Source organism: Collinsella ihumii (assembly GCF_900046475.1).
Lineage (GTDB): Bacteria > Actinomycetota > Coriobacteriia > Coriobacteriales > Coriobacteriaceae > Collinsella > Collinsella ihumii.
The window spans coordinates 76,366-94,657 of the sequence record NZ_FCOU01000008.1 but is presented as its reverse complement, the minus strand read 5'-3'; the positions used below and the strand labels follow the sequence as shown (position 1 = coordinate 94,657).

Annotated in this window: 18 protein-coding genes and 2 pseudogenes; 4 read left to right on the top strand and 16 right to left on the bottom strand. The window is 66.9% G+C overall.

Going from position 1 to position 18,292, the window contains the following annotated elements:
- Window positions 1-18: 18 nt before the first annotated feature.
- Window positions 19-1,827: a translation elongation factor 4 gene (lepA, locus tag BN3789_RS06620; RefSeq protein WP_066831953.1), complete on the bottom strand. Its 1,809-nt coding sequence runs from the start codon at window positions 1,825-1,827 to the stop codon at window positions 19-21.
- Window positions 1,828-2,024: 197 nt separating this feature from the next.
- Between lepA and rpsT the strand changes: the two genes are divergently transcribed.
- Window positions 2,025-2,288 carry a 30S ribosomal protein S20 gene (gene rpsT, locus BN3789_RS06615; RefSeq protein WP_066831951.1) on the top strand — a complete coding sequence of 88 codons (264 nt, stop codon included), beginning with the start codon at window positions 2,025-2,027 and terminating at the stop codon, window positions 2,286-2,288.
- A 242-nt stretch (window positions 2,289-2,530) separates the two neighbouring features.
- Here rpsT and holA read toward each other — a convergent pair whose 3' ends face one another.
- From holA to pyrR, 15 genes and pseudogenes are all read right to left on the bottom strand, one after another.
- Window positions 2,531-3,511 (bottom strand): DNA polymerase III subunit delta, encoded by a 981-nt coding sequence (gene holA / locus BN3789_RS06610; RefSeq protein ID WP_066831949.1) that lies wholly within the window; start codon window positions 3,509-3,511, stop codon window positions 2,531-2,533.
- Between the two features lie 93 nt (window positions 3,512-3,604).
- On the bottom strand, window positions 3,605-5,731 hold the full coding sequence (locus BN3789_RS06605; RefSeq protein WP_229254241.1) for a ComEC/Rec2 family competence protein: 2,127 nt from the start codon (window positions 5,729-5,731) through the stop codon (window positions 3,605-3,607).
- 17 nt (window positions 5,732-5,748) lie between these two features.
- Window positions 5,749-5,889: pseudogene (locus tag BN3789_RS06600) on the bottom strand (uL14 family ribosomal protein); the annotation flags it as partial.
- 100 nt (window positions 5,890-5,989) lie between these two features.
- Window positions 5,990-6,079, bottom strand: a pseudogene (gene rpsQ, locus BN3789_RS12360) (30S ribosomal protein S17); the annotation flags it as partial.
- A gap of 106 nt (window positions 6,080-6,185) precedes the next feature.
- Window positions 6,186-6,911, bottom strand: coding sequence for a helix-hairpin-helix domain-containing protein (locus BN3789_RS06595; RefSeq protein WP_066831945.1), 726 nt, complete (start codon window positions 6,909-6,911; stop codon window positions 6,186-6,188).
- A gap of 265 nt (window positions 6,912-7,176) precedes the next feature.
- Window positions 7,177-8,352, bottom strand: coding sequence for a tRNA uracil 4-sulfurtransferase ThiI (gene thiI / locus BN3789_RS06590; protein ID WP_066831943.1), 1,176 nt, complete (start codon window positions 8,350-8,352; stop codon window positions 7,177-7,179).
- A 5-nt stretch (window positions 8,353-8,357) separates the two neighbouring features.
- Window positions 8,358-8,639 (bottom strand): DNA-directed RNA polymerase subunit omega, encoded by a 282-nt coding sequence (locus BN3789_RS06585; protein WP_066831941.1) that lies wholly within the window; start codon window positions 8,637-8,639, stop codon window positions 8,358-8,360.
- A gap of 6 nt (window positions 8,640-8,645) precedes the next feature.
- Window positions 8,646-9,215 carry a guanylate kinase gene (gene gmk, locus BN3789_RS06580; RefSeq protein ID WP_066831939.1) on the bottom strand — a complete coding sequence of 190 codons (570 nt, stop codon included), beginning with the start codon at window positions 9,213-9,215 and terminating at the stop codon, window positions 8,646-8,648.
- Entirely contained in the window at window positions 9,216-9,524 is a 309-nt protein-coding gene (gene mihF, locus BN3789_RS06575; protein ID WP_066831938.1) for an integration host factor, actinobacterial type, read from the bottom strand.
- 194 nt (window positions 9,525-9,718) lie between these two features.
- Window positions 9,719-10,438: an orotidine-5'-phosphate decarboxylase gene (gene pyrF / locus BN3789_RS06570; protein ID WP_066831936.1), complete on the bottom strand. Its 720-nt coding sequence runs from the start codon at window positions 10,436-10,438 to the stop codon at window positions 9,719-9,721.
- The gene (locus tag BN3789_RS06565; protein WP_079989161.1) at window positions 10,432-11,340 is read right to left on the bottom strand and encodes a dihydroorotate dehydrogenase; all 909 of its coding nucleotides are present in this window, start codon (window positions 11,338-11,340) and stop codon (window positions 10,432-10,434) included. Before BN3789_RS06565 ends, pyrF begins: the two co-directional genes overlap by 7 nt.
- Before the next feature lie 11 nt (window positions 11,341-11,351).
- Window positions 11,352-12,146: a dihydroorotate dehydrogenase electron transfer subunit gene (locus BN3789_RS06560; RefSeq protein WP_229254240.1), complete on the bottom strand. Its 795-nt coding sequence runs from the start codon at window positions 12,144-12,146 to the stop codon at window positions 11,352-11,354.
- Window positions 12,147-12,259: 113 nt separating this feature from the next.
- Window positions 12,260-13,549, bottom strand: coding sequence for a dihydroorotase (locus tag BN3789_RS06555; RefSeq protein WP_066831934.1), 1,290 nt, complete (start codon window positions 13,547-13,549; stop codon window positions 12,260-12,262).
- The gene (locus tag BN3789_RS06550) at window positions 13,533-14,477 is read right to left on the bottom strand and encodes an aspartate carbamoyltransferase catalytic subunit (RefSeq protein ID WP_066831932.1); all 945 of its coding nucleotides are present in this window, start codon (window positions 14,475-14,477) and stop codon (window positions 13,533-13,535) included. Before BN3789_RS06550 ends, BN3789_RS06555 begins: the two co-directional genes overlap by 17 nt.
- Before the next feature lie 4 nt (window positions 14,478-14,481).
- Complete coding sequence (pyrR, locus tag BN3789_RS06545; protein WP_066831930.1) at window positions 14,482-15,066, bottom strand: bifunctional pyr operon transcriptional regulator/uracil phosphoribosyltransferase PyrR; 585 nt, start codon at window positions 15,064-15,066, stop codon at window positions 14,482-14,484.
- A gap of 374 nt (window positions 15,067-15,440) precedes the next feature.
- On the opposite strand from pyrR, the gene BN3789_RS13490 reads away from it, so the two are divergent.
- The 3 genes from BN3789_RS13490 to istA all read left to right on the top strand — a co-directional run bounded on the left by BN3789_RS13490 (window position 15,441) and on the right by istA (window position 18,202).
- Window positions 15,441-15,851, top strand: coding sequence for a helix-turn-helix domain-containing protein (locus BN3789_RS13490; protein ID WP_411431527.1), 411 nt, complete (start codon window positions 15,441-15,443; stop codon window positions 15,849-15,851).
- Complete coding sequence (locus BN3789_RS06540; protein ID WP_411431526.1) at window positions 15,740-16,729, top strand: IS30 family transposase; 990 nt, start codon at window positions 15,740-15,742, stop codon at window positions 16,727-16,729. The genes BN3789_RS13490 and BN3789_RS06540 overlap by 112 nt, the downstream gene beginning before the upstream one ends.
- A gap of 147 nt (window positions 16,730-16,876) precedes the next feature.
- Window positions 16,877-18,202 carry an IS21 family transposase gene (gene istA, locus BN3789_RS06535; RefSeq protein WP_161938982.1) on the top strand — a complete coding sequence of 442 codons (1,326 nt, stop codon included), beginning with the start codon at window positions 16,877-16,879 and terminating at the stop codon, window positions 18,200-18,202.
- The last annotated feature ends 90 nt before the right edge of the window (window positions 18,203-18,292 follow it).

Below are 18,292 nucleotides of genomic sequence, written 5' to 3'. Positions count from 1 at the left end.
CCCTAGAATTTCACGCGGTTACTCGTCCACCTTCAGAATCGCAAGGAACGCCTCTTGCGGCACATCGACCGAGCCGATGGCCTTCATGCGCTTCTTGCCCTCTTTCTGCTTCTCGAGCAGCTTGCGCTTGCGCGAGATGTCGCCGCCGTAGCACTTGGCGAGCACGTCCTTGCGCACCGCCTTGACCGTCGAGCGCGCGATGATCTTGTTGCCGATCGCACCCTGGATGGGCACCTCGAACTGCTGCCTGGGGATGATCTCCTTGAGCTTGTCGCACAGCCCGCGCGCGAGCGGGTAGGCCTTGTCCTTGTGGACGATGAAGGACAGCGCGTCGACCTCGTCGCCCGAAAGCAGGATGTCGAGCTTGACGAGCTCGCTCGTGCGATAGCCGGAGAACTCGTAGTCGAGGCTCGCATATCCCTTGGTGCGGCTCTTGAGCTGGTCGAAGAAGTCCAAGATGAGCTCGGCGAGCGGCATGTCGAAATGCATCTCCACCGACTTGGCGGACAGGTGGATCATGTCGGTCATGACCGCGCGGTGCTCGATGGCGAGTTGCATGACCGCGCCGGTGTACTCGGGCGGCACGATGACCTTCGCAGCGAGGTAGGGCTCCTCGATATGGTCGATGCGCGTCACGTCGGGAAGATCCTGCGGGCTGCGCACGTCGACCATGGTGCCGTCGGTCTTGTAGACGTGGTAGTCCACGCTGGGGCTCGTCGCGATGAGGTCGAGGTCGAACTCGCGCTCCAGGCGTTCCTTGACGACCTCCATGTGAAGCAGGCCGAGGAAACCCACGCGGAAGCCGAAGCCGAGCGCCACGGAGGTCTCGGGGCTCCAGGTGAGCGACGGGTCGTTCACGCGCAGCTTCTCGAGGGCGTCGCGCAGGTTCTCGTAATCCTTGTTGTCAATCGGGAACAGGCCGGTATAGACCATGGGCTTGGCCTCGCGATAGCCCGGCAGCGGCTCGGGGCACGGACGGTCGCGGTACGTCAGCGTGTCGCCCACGTGCACCGCCCCCGGATCCTTGAGGCCCGTCACCACGAAGCCGACCTCGCCGACGGCGATCTCGTCGACGAGGATCTCGGCGGGGCGCTTGATGCCCACGCCGTCGACCAAAAAGCTCTCGCCGGTCTGCATCATGGTGAGCGTATCGCCTTTGCGGATTGAGCCGTCGAAGACGCGCACCGTCGCCACCACGCCGCGGTACTCATCGAAATACGAATCGAGAATGAGCGCCTTCAGCGGCGCCTTCGCGTCGCCCGTCGGCGGCGAGACGAGAAACACGATGGCCTCGAGCAGGTCGTGGATGCCCTCGCCCGTCTTTCCCGAGACGCAGACCGCGTCGTCGGCGGGGATGGCGAGCTCGTCCTCGATCTCGGTCTTGACCTCGTCGGGATGGGCGCTCGGAAGGTCGATCTTGTTGATGGCCGGAACGATGTCCAGGTTGGCGTTCATGGCCAAATTGGCGTTGGAGACCGTCTGGGCCTCGACGCCCTGGGTGGCATCGACCACGAGAACCGCGCCCTCGCACGCGGCGAGCGAGCGCGAGACCTCGTAGGTGAAGTCGACGTGGCCCGGCGTGTCGATGAGGTTGAACTGGTAGACCTCGCCATCGTCGGCCGTGTACATGACGCGCACGGCGTTGCTCTTGATGGTGATGCCGCGCTCGCGCTCGATGTCCATCGAGTCGAGCAGCTGCGACTCCATGTCGCGCTCGTCCACGGTGTGCGTGAGCTCGAGGATGCGGTCCGAGATCGTCGACTTGCCGTGGTCGATGTGCGCAATGATGGAGAAGTTTCTGATATGTGAGGTGTTAGTCGTATCCATGGGGCCTATCATACCCGAACGCCGAGGGCTCACGCGAGTGTCCACTCGTGCACATCTCGTGAGCATCACGCCTATTCCACACCGAATACGCTTTTCTTCCCTGCATACGCGTGCTATACTCACCGAGTTGTGACCTCACCGTGTCTCAGAGGCCGTGAACATAAGGCTTATCGAAGCATTTGAAAGGATTTCTGCAAGTGGCAAACATCAAGTCTCAGAAGAAGCGTATCCGCACCGCCGAGGTTGCCCGCATCCGCAACAAGGCGATCAAGTCCGAGCTCAAGACGCTGATCAAGCACGTTCACGCTGCCGTTGAGGCTGGCGACAAGGCTGCTGCCTCTGCTGCCGCGACCCGCGCCAACCGCGCGCTCGACAAGGCTGTCGCCAAGGGCGTCATCCACAAGAACCAGGCCGCCAACCGCAAGTCCGGCGTGCAGCACCTGGTCAACTCCATGGAGTAACTTCTCAACGGTACAACGTTGATCGCAAGGGTCCCGCTTTCGCCAGCGGGACCCTTTTTCATGGCGCGAGGGCGGCGCGACCTCGCACGAATGCACCGCCGCACCTTCCGAGAAGGGCGAGCATGAGCGAGAAATGACACAAAGCGGACCGTTTGGCACGCTAAAGGCTTTTACTGACCCCCTTTGCGTGCCAAACGGTACGTTTTGTGTCATCGGTGCCCTGCAGACGCGCGCGTAGGCGGTCAGCCGGCCCTTCTCTCGTTGCGCGGCGAGCAGATCTGAATCACCCACATGCGCAGGGCGAGGACGGAATCGCGCGAGCCCTTGAGGGCGGCCTCGACATCGACGGCCGCGGAGAGCGCATCGACGAGCTCAGCCATCTTGTAGCGGCGCGCCCATGTGAGATGGTTCTTCACCTGCCAGCTCTGAACGCCGAGGGTGGCCGCGAGCTCTCGCCCCGCCCCGCGCGCATCGAGGGCCTTGGCCACGATGAGCTCCCGCAAGCGGGTGACGAGCAGCGAGAACAGCCGGACCTCGCTGCGATCCGGCTGGAGCGCCAACAGCTCGAGCGCGCGCGGCAGGTCGCGGGCGGAAACGGCGTTCAGGAAGTCCCACGGCTTGACCTCGGCTGTGCGCATCACGAGCCGCTCGACATCGTCGACGGTGATCTCGGGGCCCTCGATCATCTGCGAAAGGCGCTTGAGCTCGTTGTCGAGCATGCGCGAGGCCTCGCCCGCGCGGCTGACCAGCGCCTCGGCGGCGGCCAGGCTCATGACCTTGCCGTGTGCGCGCGCCATGGACACGACCTGCTTGGGCATCTCCCAGGCCTTCTTGGGCGTGCAGTCGACGATCGCCTTCTTGTCGATCTTCGCGACCGCCTTGTACAGCCTCGTGTTCTTGGCCAGCGTGTTCGCCACGATCAGGCAGACGGTGGTGGGAGACGGGTTGGCGAGGTACTCAACAAGCGGCTCGCTCACGGTCTTCGGCAGGCGATCGCAGCCGTCGAGGATGACGAGGCGGAAATCCGCACCCATGGGGAACGTGTTCAGCGAGGCGACGATATCGTCGATGGCGGGATCGCGCGTCATATCGCGCTCGTCGAGGTTGAACTCGGCCATACCGCTCTTCTCGAGACGGGCCTTCATGCGCTCCACGGCATGGGAGCGCTTGTACTCATCTGCGCCGACGATAAGGTAGGCGGGTAGCAGCGACGCCTCGGGCATGGGGCGGCTCCTTTCGATCGTACGGAAACGCTGGTCGATTGATCTCGCGGCGGATGCCGCATGAATCGACGCGCGTTTCCTTAAAGGCCCATTCTACCTCGATGTGCCCCGCGCCCTCACGCGGAACCCGCCGTCATGGGGCTCCACGACCAGATCCCCCGCATCCTTCGTGCACGCGAAGGCCGCGCCGTGCCGCTCGACCGCCTGCACGCAGGCGGAATCGGGATGGCCGTAGGCATTGTCCTTGCCCGCGCTGGCCACGGCGACGCTCGGGTCGAGCAGGGCGAGCACCTCCCCGTCGACCGACGAGGCGGACCCGTGATGCCCGAGCTTCAAGATGTCGACCGTTCCCACCGCGTCGGCGTACGCCAGCTCCTGGTCGACCTCCGTGTCCCCGGTGAGCAGCATGCTGTATGATCCCGCCGGCCCCGCGTACGAGACGTCGAGCACCACCGAGTCGGCGTTCTCCTCCCCCGCCACCTCCTCGCGCGGCCATACGACATCGCAAGTGTAGCCGCCGACAGAGATGCTGTCGCCCGCCGAGAGCTCGGTGCATGCGCACGGCAGCAGATCGAGAAGCTCGGACGGGACGCGGGCCGCGGCGCCCCGCGCCACGAGGATCCGGTCCACCTCGACGGTCGCGAGCACGTCGGGCAGCCCTCCCCAGTGGTCGCGGTCCCAATGGGTGATGAGCACGGCATCGAGCTGCAGCACATGGTTGCGCGCGAGCGCCTCGGCAGCCGCCTCATCCACGCCCGCATCGACCAGCAGCGTCTGCGATCCGTCGCGCACGAGGATCGAGTCCGCCTGTCCGACATCGAGCACGGTGATCGCCGGCGGGGCGAACACCTGCCAGTACGCAAGCCAACAGCCGCACGAGCCGACCGTCAGCGAAGCGCTGAAGAGAAGCTGCCAGCGCTTAGGGTCGGGCCAGCGCACGTAGACCGCACCGGCCACGACATAGGGAATCGCCATCATAGGGCCCTCCGCCGACACGCGGACGGATGCGAACGGAACGGACGCCAGCAGCTCGGCGGCGAAGATGGAGATGTTCGCCAGCGCCTCGGGCATCGCCATGAGCGCGCACAGCGGGGGAAACGCGATACAGGGCCAGACGAGCGCGAGCCCGCATACGAGCAGGGCGCTCATCAGGGGTCCGACGACGAGATTCGCCGCAGGCGCCACGAGGGAAAGCTCGCCGAACACGGGCAGCGTCAGAGGAAGCGTCGCCCATTGGGCCACAAGCGTGAGCGACAGCGGGTCCGAGAGCGCCCTCGGCAGCCCCGCGCGCCGAAGCAGATGGGCGACATAGGTCCCGAACAGCGAGATGAACAGCACGCTCATCGCGGAGAGCTGAAAGCCGAGGTCGAACACCACACCCGGACACATGAGCACGAACCCGCAGACGGCGAGCGCGAGCGCCGATATGCCGTGGCCGCGACGCCCCGCTCCCTGCGCCGTCATGGCCAAGCACACCATGATGGCCGAACGAACGGCGGAGGGCGCGCACCCGGTGAACAGGACGTAGGCGACCGAAAGCGCGCCGACCACGGCGAAGCGCGCCGTGCGCGAGCACCCGATGCGGTCGAGTAGCTTCGAGACGAACGCCGAGATGAGCGCGAGATGGCTTCCCGAGACCGCGACGAGATGGGACAGGCCGGTCGCCGAGAACACATCCGACGCATCTGTCTGGTTGAGATCCGTGACGCTCCCGCACACGGTCCCCGCCACGAGCGCCCGGGCGGCGCTGCGCGCGGGATCGATGGCGTCGACGGCCGCCTGGCGCAGCGCGCGAACGGGGTCGAAGCCTCCTGAGACCACGTCGGTCACGCGCACGGCGCGCACCGTGGCGATCTCGCCCCTCATGAAACGGGAGCGGCCCCACTCGGAGTCGTCGAGCGGCTCTATGCGCCCCACCAGCGACAGCACGTCTCCCGCAGCGAACGCCTCCTGCGCCGTGACGCGTACGCGGCATGCGCGACGACCCTCGTCATCGTACGCCTCGGCGGTAAACGAGACGCCGAACGCACCGTGGCTGGCATCGGAGCAGACCTCATACCGGTACCGGCTGGCCGAGCCCGCAAACGATGCGCCGTCCCGTTGAAGCCCTTGGATCCAGATGGCACTCGAAAGGCTCGAGGCGATGCACAGGATCCCCGCCCAGAACAGCGCGGCGCGCGCATAGTCGGCGCGCCGCGCGAAGGGGGCGGCCGACAGCACGACGAGGGCCGCGCCNGGGTGGCCTCCTGGACGGCGGCGATGATCACGTCACCGATGCCGGCATAACGACGCTTGGAGCCACCGAGCACCTTGATGCAGCGAACCTTGCGCGCACCGGAGTTGTCAGCAACCGTGAGCATGGTTTGCATTTGAATCATGGTAGTTCCTCCGAATGAGAGAACGATGAGAGGTGCGCCGGCCTATGTGGCGGGTTGCGCCGGCGCGGCGCACGTCATCGCAGAAGCGTACGGTTGGTGATTACTTAGCGCGCTCGATGATCTCGACGAGACGCCAACGCTTCATCTTGGACAGAGGACGGGTCTCCATGACGCGGACCGGTTCGCCCACGCGCGGTCAAGCAGCAGGGCGCAGACCGCACACGCCGAGGCCGCGCCCGCGCACAGGGGCGGGACATAGGGGCGCGGCGGCAGTCCGGCGTCTGCGGGCGCGGCCCCTACACGCAAATCAGGCCCTTCAGCTTCTCGAACTTCTTCTCGCCGATTCCCGAGACGCGCATGATGTCCTCGATGCTGGCAAACGTCCCGTTCTGCGCGCGATCGTCGACGATGGCCTGCGCCGTGGAGGGGCCGACGCCCGGAAGCGTGTCGAGGTCGTCGACGGAGGCAGTGTTGATGTTGACGGGGCCCGCATCAGACGATGCGGCGCCCGGGCTTGCAGGCGTCGCCGCTCCCGCGGTCGTCTCGACCTCCTCGCCGACATGGGGAACGTAGACCTTCTGGCCGTCGGTCAGAAGGGCGGCGCGGTTTATCGCCGCGGCATCGGCCTCGCTCGTAAGACCACCGGCGGCCTGGATGGCGTCGTTCACGCGCGCATCCGCGGCAAGCTCGTAGACGCCGGGATTCGAGACGGCGCCGTCCACGTCGACGACAAGCAATGAGGGCGTCGCCGCAACGTCTTGATCATCGACGGCATCCGCGCCGTCCTCCCCCGACCCGTCTGCATCCGGCACATCTCCCTGCACCCCATCCGTCTCGGGCACCGGCGCCGTCCCCTGTTCAATGAGCACGCCGTCGCCGGTCGCCTGCCAGATGCCGATTGCGCACACCGCCGCGATCGTCACCGCCGCCACGAGAAGCGCCGCCAGAAGTGCGGGATTCTGACGAACGCGCCGCTTTGCCGCCTCCACCGGATGCTGTGCATCCGATCCCAACTGAGCCATACGAGCCACCTCCTGCACCCCATGCAACCATGGGACGCGACGGCAGGCGTCAAAAATCTCGAATACTGGCGTGCGACCTTACCGGACGCTTGCCGCGAATCCGACGGGCGCGTTGGATTCCGGTAAGGCGCGCGATCATAGGAGTATGCCACGTGCCGCATGGCGGTCGCAGCGGGAGGCACGGACGGGCTCCGTATCCGTGCTGAAACCGAAAACGCCCGGCACGCTGTGCCGGGCGTAGGATGAATCGGCGGGTGTTTCCCCGTTACGGCTGACGCGGAAAATCGATGTGCTCGACATCGCGCACGAGCTGCTCGATCATCGCATCGTGGTCGAACATGTCCCATGCCTCGTGCACCTTGTCCATCTTGGCGTGCGTCTCGGGACGGCGGGGCATGAACAGCGTGCAGCAGTCGGGAGCATCCTGCGTCGAGATGTCGTAGGTCCCGATCTGCTTGGCGCGCGCGATGATCTCCTGCTTATCCGAACCGATCAGCGGGCGGAACACCGGAAGGCTCGCGACCTCGTTGACCGCCATGATGTTCTCAAGCGTCTGCGAGGCGACCTGACCGAGCGACTCGCCCGTCACGATGGCCTTGGCGTTCTCGAGCCTGGCGATCCGCTCGGCCACGGAGTACATCACGCGGCGATACATGATCACACGCAGGTCGCTCGGGCAGGCAAGCGAGATCTCGCGCTGGCAATCGCCGAACGGGACGACGTAGAGGCGCGGGATCTTCACGGCGGGAGCCAGCGCCTCGATCACATCCTGCACAAGATACTCGCTCGTGTCGGCCGTCTGGGGACGGCCCGAGAAGTGCACCGGGACGGGCGTGGCGCCGCGCCGCGCGAGCATCCACGTGGCAACCGGGGAATCGATGCCGCTCGAGAGCAGGGTCACGACCTTGCCCGCGCTCCCCTGCGGCAGACCCCCCACGCCGGGGATGCTCTTGGCATATACGTAGACGCTGCCCTGGACCACAAGCACGTGAACCTGGATGTCGGGGTCGTGCATGAGGACCTTCTTGTCGGGGAAGGCCTCGCACAGCACCTCGCCGACCTGCCGGTTGAGGTCGATCGAGGTGAGCTCGTAGTCGGTGTTCGAACGGCGCGCGGCGACCTTGAAGGAGGAGAACTCCCCTGCTTCGCGCAGGGCGCGCACCGCCGCCTGGCAGTATTCATGCGCCTCGCGGTTGGTGTGGAACGCCAGCGAGACCCGGGCGACGCCCGGAACGCGTGCGATGAGCTCGAACGCGCGCTCGGCCTCCCCCGCGACGGAGAACGTCACGAGGATATGGCCGGAGATGCGCGCGATCGTCGCCACGGAAAAGGCGGCCAAGGCCGCCTTCAGGTTATCCATGAGAATATGCTCGAAACGCGCGCGGTTTTTACCCTTGAGCCCGATCTCGTGATAATGGACCAGGCAAACGCGGCTCGCCATACGCGCTACGCTTCCGGGTTGGCGTGCTGCAGGGCCGACACGTAGCGCTCGTGGTCGTAGGAGATGTCTCCGTCGAGGATCTCATCCATGGCCATGGAGATGGTGTCGGCGCCGGACAGTGCGATGGTGATATCGTCGACATCCTGGACGGCCAGAACGCGGCTGTGCTGGCCGCGCAGCATGCTGTTGATGTCGCAGGCGCGCTTGGAGGCGAGCGATGCCAGAAGGAAGCGGTTGTTATCCGTCTTCTCCAGCAGGTCGTCGATACGGGGCTTGATTACGGACATGACGTCTCAGTTCCTTTCATGCTTCTCGATAACACCCAACAGCTCGCCCGTCGCGCGCTCGAGGTCGTCGTTGACCACCACGTCGTCGTAGCGGTCGGCGAGCGCCATCTCGCGCTCGGCGTTGGCCATCCTCAAGGTGAGCGACTCGTCGGTCTCGGTTCCGCGGTCGCTCAGGCGCTGTTTCAGTATAGCGAGCGAAGGGGGCATGATGAACACGAGGACGGCGTCGGGGAAGCGCTCCTTGACCTGGAAGGCGCCCTGCACATCGATCTCGAGCACCAGGGAGCTGCCGCTGTCCAGCTTGGACGTGATCTCGCTCACGAGCGTGCCGTAGCAATGGCCGTGCACATGCGCCCACTCGACGAATTCCCCCGCCTCGACACGGCGGGAAAACTCCTCATCGGTCAGGAAGTAGTAGCTCTTGCCGTCGATCTCGCCCTCGCGTGGCTCCCGTGTGGTAGCGGAAACCGTCAGGCCGAGCCGAGGATACCGGTCGCGGATGCGCGCAACCAGCGTCCCCTTCCCTGCACCTGACGGTCCGGAAATCACAAAGAGCTTAGGGGTGTAGCCGCTCACTTAACGGGAGAGCTGCTCGAGGAGCTGCTCGCGCTGGCGGACACCGAGACCCTGGACACGACGCGTAGCGGAAATGCCCAGCTCGTCCATGATCTTGGCAGCCTTGGCCTTGCCGTAGCCGGGGAGCGACTCGATGAGGGTGGAGACCTTCATGCGAGAGGCGATCGGATCGTCGGAGTTGAGGACGGACTCGAGCGAGATCTCACCCTTCTTGATCTTCTCGCGAAGCTCGGCACGGGCGTGACGGGCGGCAGCAGCCTTCTCCAGAGCAGCCTTGCGCTGCTCATCGGTGAGCTGAGGAAGCGCCATGATACCTCCAATTACGTAGGGTTACTTACCATAAAACATTGAACGCAAGCGCGTGACCTGCGGTCTTTGCACTCATGCGCCGTAATACCTTAGTCGATGTGTTCCCAAACTTCAAGCAAAACCGCAGGAAGAATGGACATTCTCGGCTTCGCTCCACGAAAGTTTCGCGATAGGCGCGGCACGACATGGAGAAACTAGGCCTGCTCGACGAGCTCGGCGACGATGGCCTCATAGGCGGCGACGGGATCGTCCGCGCTGGTAATGGGCCTGCCGACGACGATATGGCTCGCGCCTCGCGCGATGGCCTGAGCGGGCGTGGCGACGCGGCTCTGGTCTCCGAGCGCCGCGCCCGCCGGACGCACGCCGGGCGTCACGACAAGCGCTCCCTCACCCAGAAGTTCACGCATGCGAGAGGCCTCCTGCGGCGAGCACACCACGCCGTCGATGCCGTTTTGCGCGGCCAGGCCGGCCAGGCGGTCGGCCTCGTCGGCAACCGGCGACTCGACGCCGATGGAGGACAGCGCGGCCTGGTCCATGCTCGTGAGCACGGTCACCGCGATGACCTTCGCGCGCTCGCCGCCCTCGGCGGCCGCCTCCACGCCCTCGCGCGCGGCGGCCATCATGGCGCCGGCTCCCAGGCCGTGGATGGTCAGCAGGTCCGCGCCGGTGCGCACAGCCGCCTCGGCGGCGCCGCGCACCTGATGCGGGATGTCGTGAAGCTTGAGGTCGAGGAAGACCTTGAAGCCGCGCTCGCGCATCTCGGCCACGATCGCGGGGCCCTCGGCGTAGAACAGCGTCATGCCGACCTTGAGCCACCGGGCATGGCCCGACAGGCGGTCGGCGAGGTCGAGCGCCTCCTCGCGCCCGCAGTCGATGGCGACGATCACGCGGTCGCGGGCATCGGAATCTAGCATATGACGGCCCCCCGGAGCTCGTTGATGTCGGACACGCCCTGCGATGCGGCCCAGTCCTCGAGCTCATGCAGGATGCGCACCGAGGCGGTCGGGTCGACGAAGCTGGCCATGCCGACCGACACGCAGGTCGCGCCGGCAAGGATGAACTCCGCCGCGTCCTCGCCGGTCATGACGCCGCCCACGCCGTTGATGGGGATGTCCACCGCGTTGGCGACCTCCCAAACCATGCGCACGGCGATGTGGTGGCACAGCGGGCCGGACATGCCGCCCGTGGGCTTGGACAGGCGGCTCTTGCGCGTATGCACGTCGATGGCCATACCGGAAATGGAGTTGATGACCGACAGGCCGTCGGCGCCCTCCGCCTCGAGCGCACGGGCGATCTCCGCCACGCGGACCGGGGCCATCTTGACGACAAGCGGCTTGTCCGTGACCTTGCGGCACGCGCGCATGACCTCGGCGGCGCCCTCGGGCGTCGATCCGCAGGCGGCGCCGCCCGCCGAGATGTTGGGGCAGCTCACGTTGATCTCGAAGCCGGCGGCCCAGGGGCACAGCTCGCAGAACAGCTCGAGCGCGCGCACGTACTCCTCGGTGGAGTGGCCCGCCACCTGGCAGATGACCTGCGTGCCCTTGGCCGTAAGATCGGCCAGGTACTCGCCGGACTCCTCGGCAAACCCGCGGACGCCGGGGTTCTGCAGGCCGACGGAGTTCATCATGCCGCCGGGGATCTCGCACATGCGGGGCGCCGGGTTGCCGGGCCACGGCTCGGCCGCGCAGCCCTTGGTCGTGATGGCGCCCAGGTCGCTCACGTTGATGAACGGCTCGAACTGCCAACCCTGGCCGAACGTGCCGGCCGCGGTGTTGATGGGGTTCTTCATCTTGATGCCGCCGAAGTCGACGGCCATATTCACCTGGCTCACCAGACCACCACCTTGGATGCATCGAACACGGGACCGCACATGCAGGCGCCCTTCATACCCTCCGTCGTCTCGACGTTGCAGGTACTGCAGGCACCGAACCCGCAGCTCATCATGCGCTCGAGCGACGCCTCGCAGTACGCGCCCGCCTTGGCGGCGGCCTCGGCGACCTTGGACATCATGACGCCCGGGCCGCAGGTGGCGACGTAGTCATAGCGCTTCTCGTCGAGCAGCTTGGCGGCGGGGTCGGTCACGAAGCCGTGGTAGCCGTCCGTACCGTCATCGGTCGCGATCTCGATGACGTGCGCGCCGAGCGCGTCGAGCTCCGAGCTGCCCACGCCGGCGGTCGCCGTCTTGGCGCCCAGGCACACGTCGAACTCGATGCCCTGGGCATGCAGCTGCTCGGCCAACGGAACCAGCGGGGGGACGCCGATGCCGCCGCCGACGAGCAGCGCGCGCGAGCAGCCCTCGGGCACGCTCCACCCGTGGCCGCCGGGGCCGAGCACCGTCGAGGTGTCGCCGGGCCGCATCTGCGACAGGCGCTCGGTGCCCTCGCCCACCACCGCGTACCAGATCTCGACCGTGCCGGCGTCCGCGTCCGCGCGGGCGTAGGACAGCGGGATGCGCAGCAGGCTCATGGCGTTGCCGGGAACCTCGAAATTCATGAACTGTCCGGGTTTGATGGCGGCTGCGAGCGCCGGGGCCTCGATGACAAGCGCATAGGTGTCGTCGGCGATCTTGTCGTTCGAGACGATCCTGAACTCATGCAGCCGAGCCGAAGAAGGCTGGGGCATACGCGTCTCCTCTCTTGATAAGCGAAACTCAACGGGCCGAGGCACCCCTCTTGCGAGATGGCGCACCCGGCCCGCAGCTAACGGTTGGTACCTATGGTAGCAAATGCGCGCGGCTAGCAGACGACGCCATCGCGCAGGGTCGCCTTGCCGCCCACGAACACGTCGGTGGCGCGACCGCAGACCTCGGTGCCCGTGAAGCCGCAGTTATGGGCGCGGGACTCAAAGCCGTCCTCGCCGATCGTCCAGCGGATCTCGGGATCGAACACGGTGATGTCGGCAAGCGAGCCGGCCTCGATCTTGACCTCTTCGACGCCGAGGATGCGGCGCGGGGCGATGGACATGAGCTCCACCATGCGCTGGTAGGTGATCTTGCCGGTCTTGACCAGGTTGGTCAGCACGAGCGCCAGCGAGCCCTCGATGCCGATCATGCCGAACGGAGCCAGCTCGAACTCGCGAGACTTCTCCCAGTCGGCATGGGGCGCATGGTCGGTCACGATCGCGTCGACCGTGCCGTCGGCGACGCCCTCGCGCAGGGCCTCGGCGTCCGCGGCGGTGCGCAGCGGCGGGTTGACCTTGAGGGAGGTGTTGTAGGTCTCGTCGATGGCGTCCTCGGTGAGGAACAGGTGATGCGGGGTCGCCTCGCAGGTGACCGGAAGGCCCTCGGCCTTGGCGGCGCGGACCATCTCGAGGCCGCGCGCGGTCGAGATGTGCTGGATGTGCAGCTTGGCGCCGGTCAGGCGGGCAATCATGATGTCGCGCTGGATCTGGAGCTCCTCGCCCTCCGCGGGCCATCCCAGAAGACCGAGGCGCGTGGACACGGCGCCCTCGTTGATCTGGCCCTCGCCGACGAGGTCCTCGTCCTGGCAGTGGCTCATGAAGACCTTGCCGAACATCTTGCCGTAGTCCATGGCGCGGCGCAGCATGCCGGCGCCCTGGATGCCGCGGCCGTCGTCGGTGAACGCGACGCAGCCGTGGGCGACCATGTCGCCCATCTCGGAGATGATCTCGCCCTTGAGGCCCTTGGTGATGGCGCCGGACGGATAGACGCGGCAGTGGCCCTTGGCGGCGGCGACGGACTTCACGTACTCGACGGCCACGCCGTTGTCGGTCACCGGGTCGGTGTTGGGCATGGAGCACACGCCGGTCATGCCGCCCTTGGCAGCGGCGCGGGTCTCGCTCACGATGTCACCCTTGTGCTCGTAGCCCGGGTCGCGCAGGTGGACGTGCATGTCCACGAGGCCCGGCACGAGGTACTTGCCGGAAAGGTCGATGACCTCGGCGCCCTCGACGGCAAGGTTCTCGCCGACGGCGGTGATGCGGTCGCCCTCGATGGCGACATCGGCCACGCCGTCAAGGTTGACGGACGGGTCGACGATGTGGGCGTTCTTAAGAAGCAAGGCCATTATCGGCACCTCCAAGCAGCAGATACAGGGCGGCCATGCGCACGCAGATGCCGGCATAGACCTGGTCCAAGATGACCGAGCGCTCAGGATGGTCGGCCATGTAGGAGTCGAACTCGACGCCGCGGTTGATCGGGCCGGGGTGGCACACGATGGCGTCGGGCTTCATGAGATGCTCGCGCTTGCGCGTGAGGCCGTACAGCTCGTGGTACTCGCGCAGGCTCGGGAACGGGGCGCCCTCGAGGCGCTCGCGCTGGATGCGCAGCATGTAGACGACGTCGAGCTCGGGGAGCGCGTCGTCGAGGCTGTAGCTCACGTGGTCGACGCCGAGCACCTCGGGCGCGGGCGGGATGAGCGTGCCGGGGGCGATGATCGTCACCTCGGCGCCCATGATCTTGAGCGCGGGGATGAGCGAGCCGCACACGCGGGAGTGCGAGATGTCGCCCACGATACCGACCTTCAGACCCTCGAAGGTGTGCTTGCGCTCCCAGATGGAGTACAGGTCGAGCAGGGCCTGGGTGGGGTGGCCGTGCTTGCCGTCGCCCGCGTCGATGACCGACACGGGAGAATGCTGCGTGACGATGTAGGGGGCGCCCGCGTGCTTGTCGCGGATGACGACCATGTCGATCTTATAGGAGTTGAGCGTCATGACGGTGTCGATGAGGCTCTCTCCCTTGACGGTGGACGTCGAGGAGCCGCCGAAGTTCAGGCTGTCGGCGGACAGGCGCTTCTCGGCGAGCTCGAAGGAGCTGCGGGTGCGCGTGGAGGGCTCGTTGAACATGTTGACGATGGTCTTGCCCTTGAGCGTCGGCACCTTCTTGATGGCGCGCTCGTTGACCTGGGAGAAGGCCTTCGCCGTCTCCAGAATGGTCATGAGATCGGTATCGGAGTACTCCCGGATGTCGATCAGATGCTTGTGATTGAAAGCCATGCGGCTACTCACCTCCCAGAGGCGCGGAGCCCACGTGTGCCCCGGGCGCGACGTCGAAGATCTCAACGGCCGTGCGGCCGTCGACCTCCTTGAGATACAGGCGGACGTTCTCCTCGTGCGAGGACGGAACGTTCTTGCCCACGAAATCGGGGCAGATGGGAAGCTCGCGATGGCCGCGGTCCACGAGGACGGCGAGCTCGATGCGCGAGGGGCGGCCGAGGTCCATGATGGCGTCCAGCGCGCAGCGGATCGTGCGGCCCGTGTACAGGATGTCGTCGACCAGCACGATGCGCTTCCCGTCGACATCGAACGGGATGTGCGTGGCGTGCACCTCGGGCGAGAAGTGGGTCAGGAAGTCATCGCGATAGAAGCTGATGTCGAGGCTGCCGAGCGGGATGTCCACCCCCTCGATCTCCTTGATGCGGTCTACGAGCTGCTTGGCCAGAAGGTCGCCACGGGTGACGATGCCCACGATGGCGAGGTTCTCGCACCCTTCGTTGCGCTCGAGAATCTCGTGCGCGATGCGCGTCATCGCACGCGAGACGGATGCCTCATCCATGATGACGGCTTTGGGTGTAGGCGTGCTCATCGAACTCCTTCCCTGATGGTCGCGGCGCGCGCCCGCCCGAAGGCCCGGTCGCGCCATAAAAAATAGATGCCCCAGCGCAGTCGGTGAGACATCCACATAGAAAGGCTTATTTCCGCATCGCGGATATGTTGGTTCCATGCGAGCATCTCGTACTGCGCTTAATGGTCAAGGCCTAGTATAGCGGCATGCGCCGTCTGTCCAGCCCTCAAATTCGTCTTCGCCGTGTCCCTACAATCCGTGTGGGTTGGCCGTAGAGTTTCAACCTCAGTGCAACACGCCCCAAGGATTCCAGAACCCAGCGCAACGCGTTGCGCTGGGTTCTGGAATCCTTGGGGCGTGGGGCCGGTCGGCGGCCCCGGCAAGGAGGCCGGAATATGAAGGGCTCGAAGAGGGCGAAGGCCGCCCCGCTCGCCGCGCGGCGCGCCTACCCGAGGCTCACGCTCGACGACAGGCGGGGCATCGAGCGCGGCCTGGACGGGGGCGAGAGCATGCGCGAGATCGCGCGCAGGCTCGGCAGGCCGCCGTCCACGGTGACGCGCGAGGTCAAGAGGAACAGGGTGTACCTGAGGCCCAGGGGCAGCAGGGCGGGGCGGTTCATCGCGGCGGCGTCGGCCGCGCTGTGCGGCCTGCTCGCGAGGTCGCCGGGCGTGTGCAACGGGTGCAGGAAGAGGGCGTGCGGCTGCTCGAGGACCACGAAGCCGACCGCGCCGACGGCGATCTCGTCGACGAGGATCTCGGCGGGGCGCGCAGGGGCGTGGACGAGACCGAGGAGGGCATGGCCATGAAGCTCGAGGTCATCCGCTCCGACCTCGCCCGCGGCCTGTCGCCGGAGCAGATCGCGGCCACGAGGCCGTCGCTCGGCGTCTCGAAGTCGACGATATACCGCTGGGCCGACGAGGGCTACGGGGGCATGAGCAACATGGAGCTGCGGCGCAAGGTCGGCTACAAGCCGAGGAGGAGGAAGGTCCCGCGCAGGCCGACGCCCCACTCCGACCGCAGGTCGCACGCCGCGTTCCTCGCGCTGCCGCGGGACGCGCGGGACGGACGCTGGGAGATGGACACGGTCGAGGGGCGCTCCGGCGACTCCGCCGTCGTGCTGACGCTGCTGAACAGGGCGACGAGGTTCCAGCTGGCGCTGCCGATGGCCGCCCAGACCTCGGCCGAGACCGTTCGCGCGCTGGGCGCCCTGCGCGCCCTGCTCGGGGAGGACGGCGTGCGCCGGGTCTTCGCCGTCGTGCTCACCGACAACGGCTCCGAGTTCGCCGACGAGGCCGGCATCGCCGCCGCGCTCTGCGAGCGGCCGGGCGAGACGAGGCTGTTCTACTGCGACCCGATGCGCTCGGACCAGAAGGGCTCCTGCGAGCGCAACCACGTCGAGATCAGGAAGCTGCTGCCGAAGGGCCGCGGGATATCCTTCGACCGGCTGGCGCCGGCCGACTGCGCCCTGCTGATGAGCCACGTGAACTCCGAGCCGAGGGGCTCGCTCGCCTTCATGTGCCCCTCGGCGATGCTGCTGGCGGCCTACGGGGACGACGCCCGGGCGCTCCTCGACGGGCTCGGCGTCGAGGTGCTGGACCCCTCGGAGCTCGACCTGACGCCGGGGTGCATCGAGCGCGCCCGCGCCGAGAGGGGTGACGGGCCGCTTGTGTTTGATAACGTCTGACTTGCGGATTTGATCACCCGGAGCTTTCGGGAATGGTCACGAAAAACTTTCGGGTTTGGGCATGGGCACGCCGACCATCCCCAACGGGGCCTAACGTTGTCGCTGCTACGGTTGCGACGATGGGAGGCCGGGAAGGAAATGATCGGCGTGGACAAGATCGACGATATCAGAAGGCTCGGGAGGGGCGGGGCGAGCGTCGCCTCGATCGCCCGGGAAACCGGGGTCTCCGAGCCCACGGTGAGGAAGTACCTGAGGGAGACCGACCTCTCCGAGAGGCCGCCGGCGGTCGGCAGGGCGCCCGAGTCGCCCCTGCTCGAGCCCTTCGCGGCGCTGGTCGATTCGTGGCTGCTCGAGGACAGGCGCTGCTGGTACAAGCAGCGCCACACCGCGAAGAGGGTCTTCGACCGGCTCGTCGCGGAGAAGGGCTTCGAGGGCTCGTACTCGACCGTCAGGAGGTACGTGAGGAGGAGGCGCGAGGAGCTCGCCGCCGAGCTCGACGCCCGCGAGGCGCAGGGGTTCCTGCTGCTCGACTGGCTCCCGGGCGAGTGCCAGGTCGACTTCGGGCAGGCCGACTTCCGCGTGCGAGGCGTCGTCACCCGCGGCCACTTCCTCGTGGTCACGTTCCCGCACTCAAACGTCGGGCTCGCGCAGGTCTTCTGGGGCGAGACCGCGGAGTGCGTCTGCCAGGGGCTCCGCGACGTCTTCGAGTTCCTCGGGGGCGTGCCGCTGCGGGCCGTGTTCGACAACGCCACCGAGGTCGGCCGCAGGGTCGGCGCCGAGATGAGGACCTCGGCGCTCTTCCGCCGGTTCGCCGCGCACTACGGGCTCGACTACAGCTTCACCAACCCCTACTCGGGGAACGAGAAGGGCTCCGTGGAGAACAAGGTCGGGACGCTCAGGCGCAACCTCTTCGTCCCGGTCCCGCAGGTCTGGGACGTGAAGGCCTACAACGAGCGGCTGCTCGGGACGTGCCTGGCGCTCTCGGACGGCAAGCCGCACTACCGCAAGGGCGCGAGCGAGTCCGAGCTCTTCGGGGACGACCGCGCCGCGCTCTCGCCGCTGCCCGCGGCTCCGTTCGCGTGCGTGACGTGGCTCACCAGGAGGTGCGACAAGCAGGGCTCGTTCAGGGCGGGCGGCGAGCACCGCTACTCGGCGGGGCCCGTCAACGCCTCCCGCGAGGTCGCCGTCGCGATGGGCGCCTTCGACGTCACGGTCGTCGGCGCCGGAGGCGAGGTCGTCGCCGAGTACCCGCGCGAGTGGGGCGACGCGCCGACGGACTCCGCCGACCCAATGCTGCAGCTGAGGCTGCTCTGCGTGCGCCCCGGCGGCTGGCGCGACAGCGTCGTGCGGGGGTCCCTGCCCGAGCAGCTCGTGGCGTTCCTCGACTCGGAGTCGCCCGCCGACCTCGGAGCCGACCTCAGGGCGCTGCGCGACGTGAGCGCCAGGCGGCGGCGGCGGCGACCTGGGGCATGAGGACGCCGGGGCCGCAGGTGGCGACGACGCCGCCACCCTGGAGCTCGCCGCCGCTAGGGCGGCCGCCGGCGACGCGCTCGTCGAGTACGA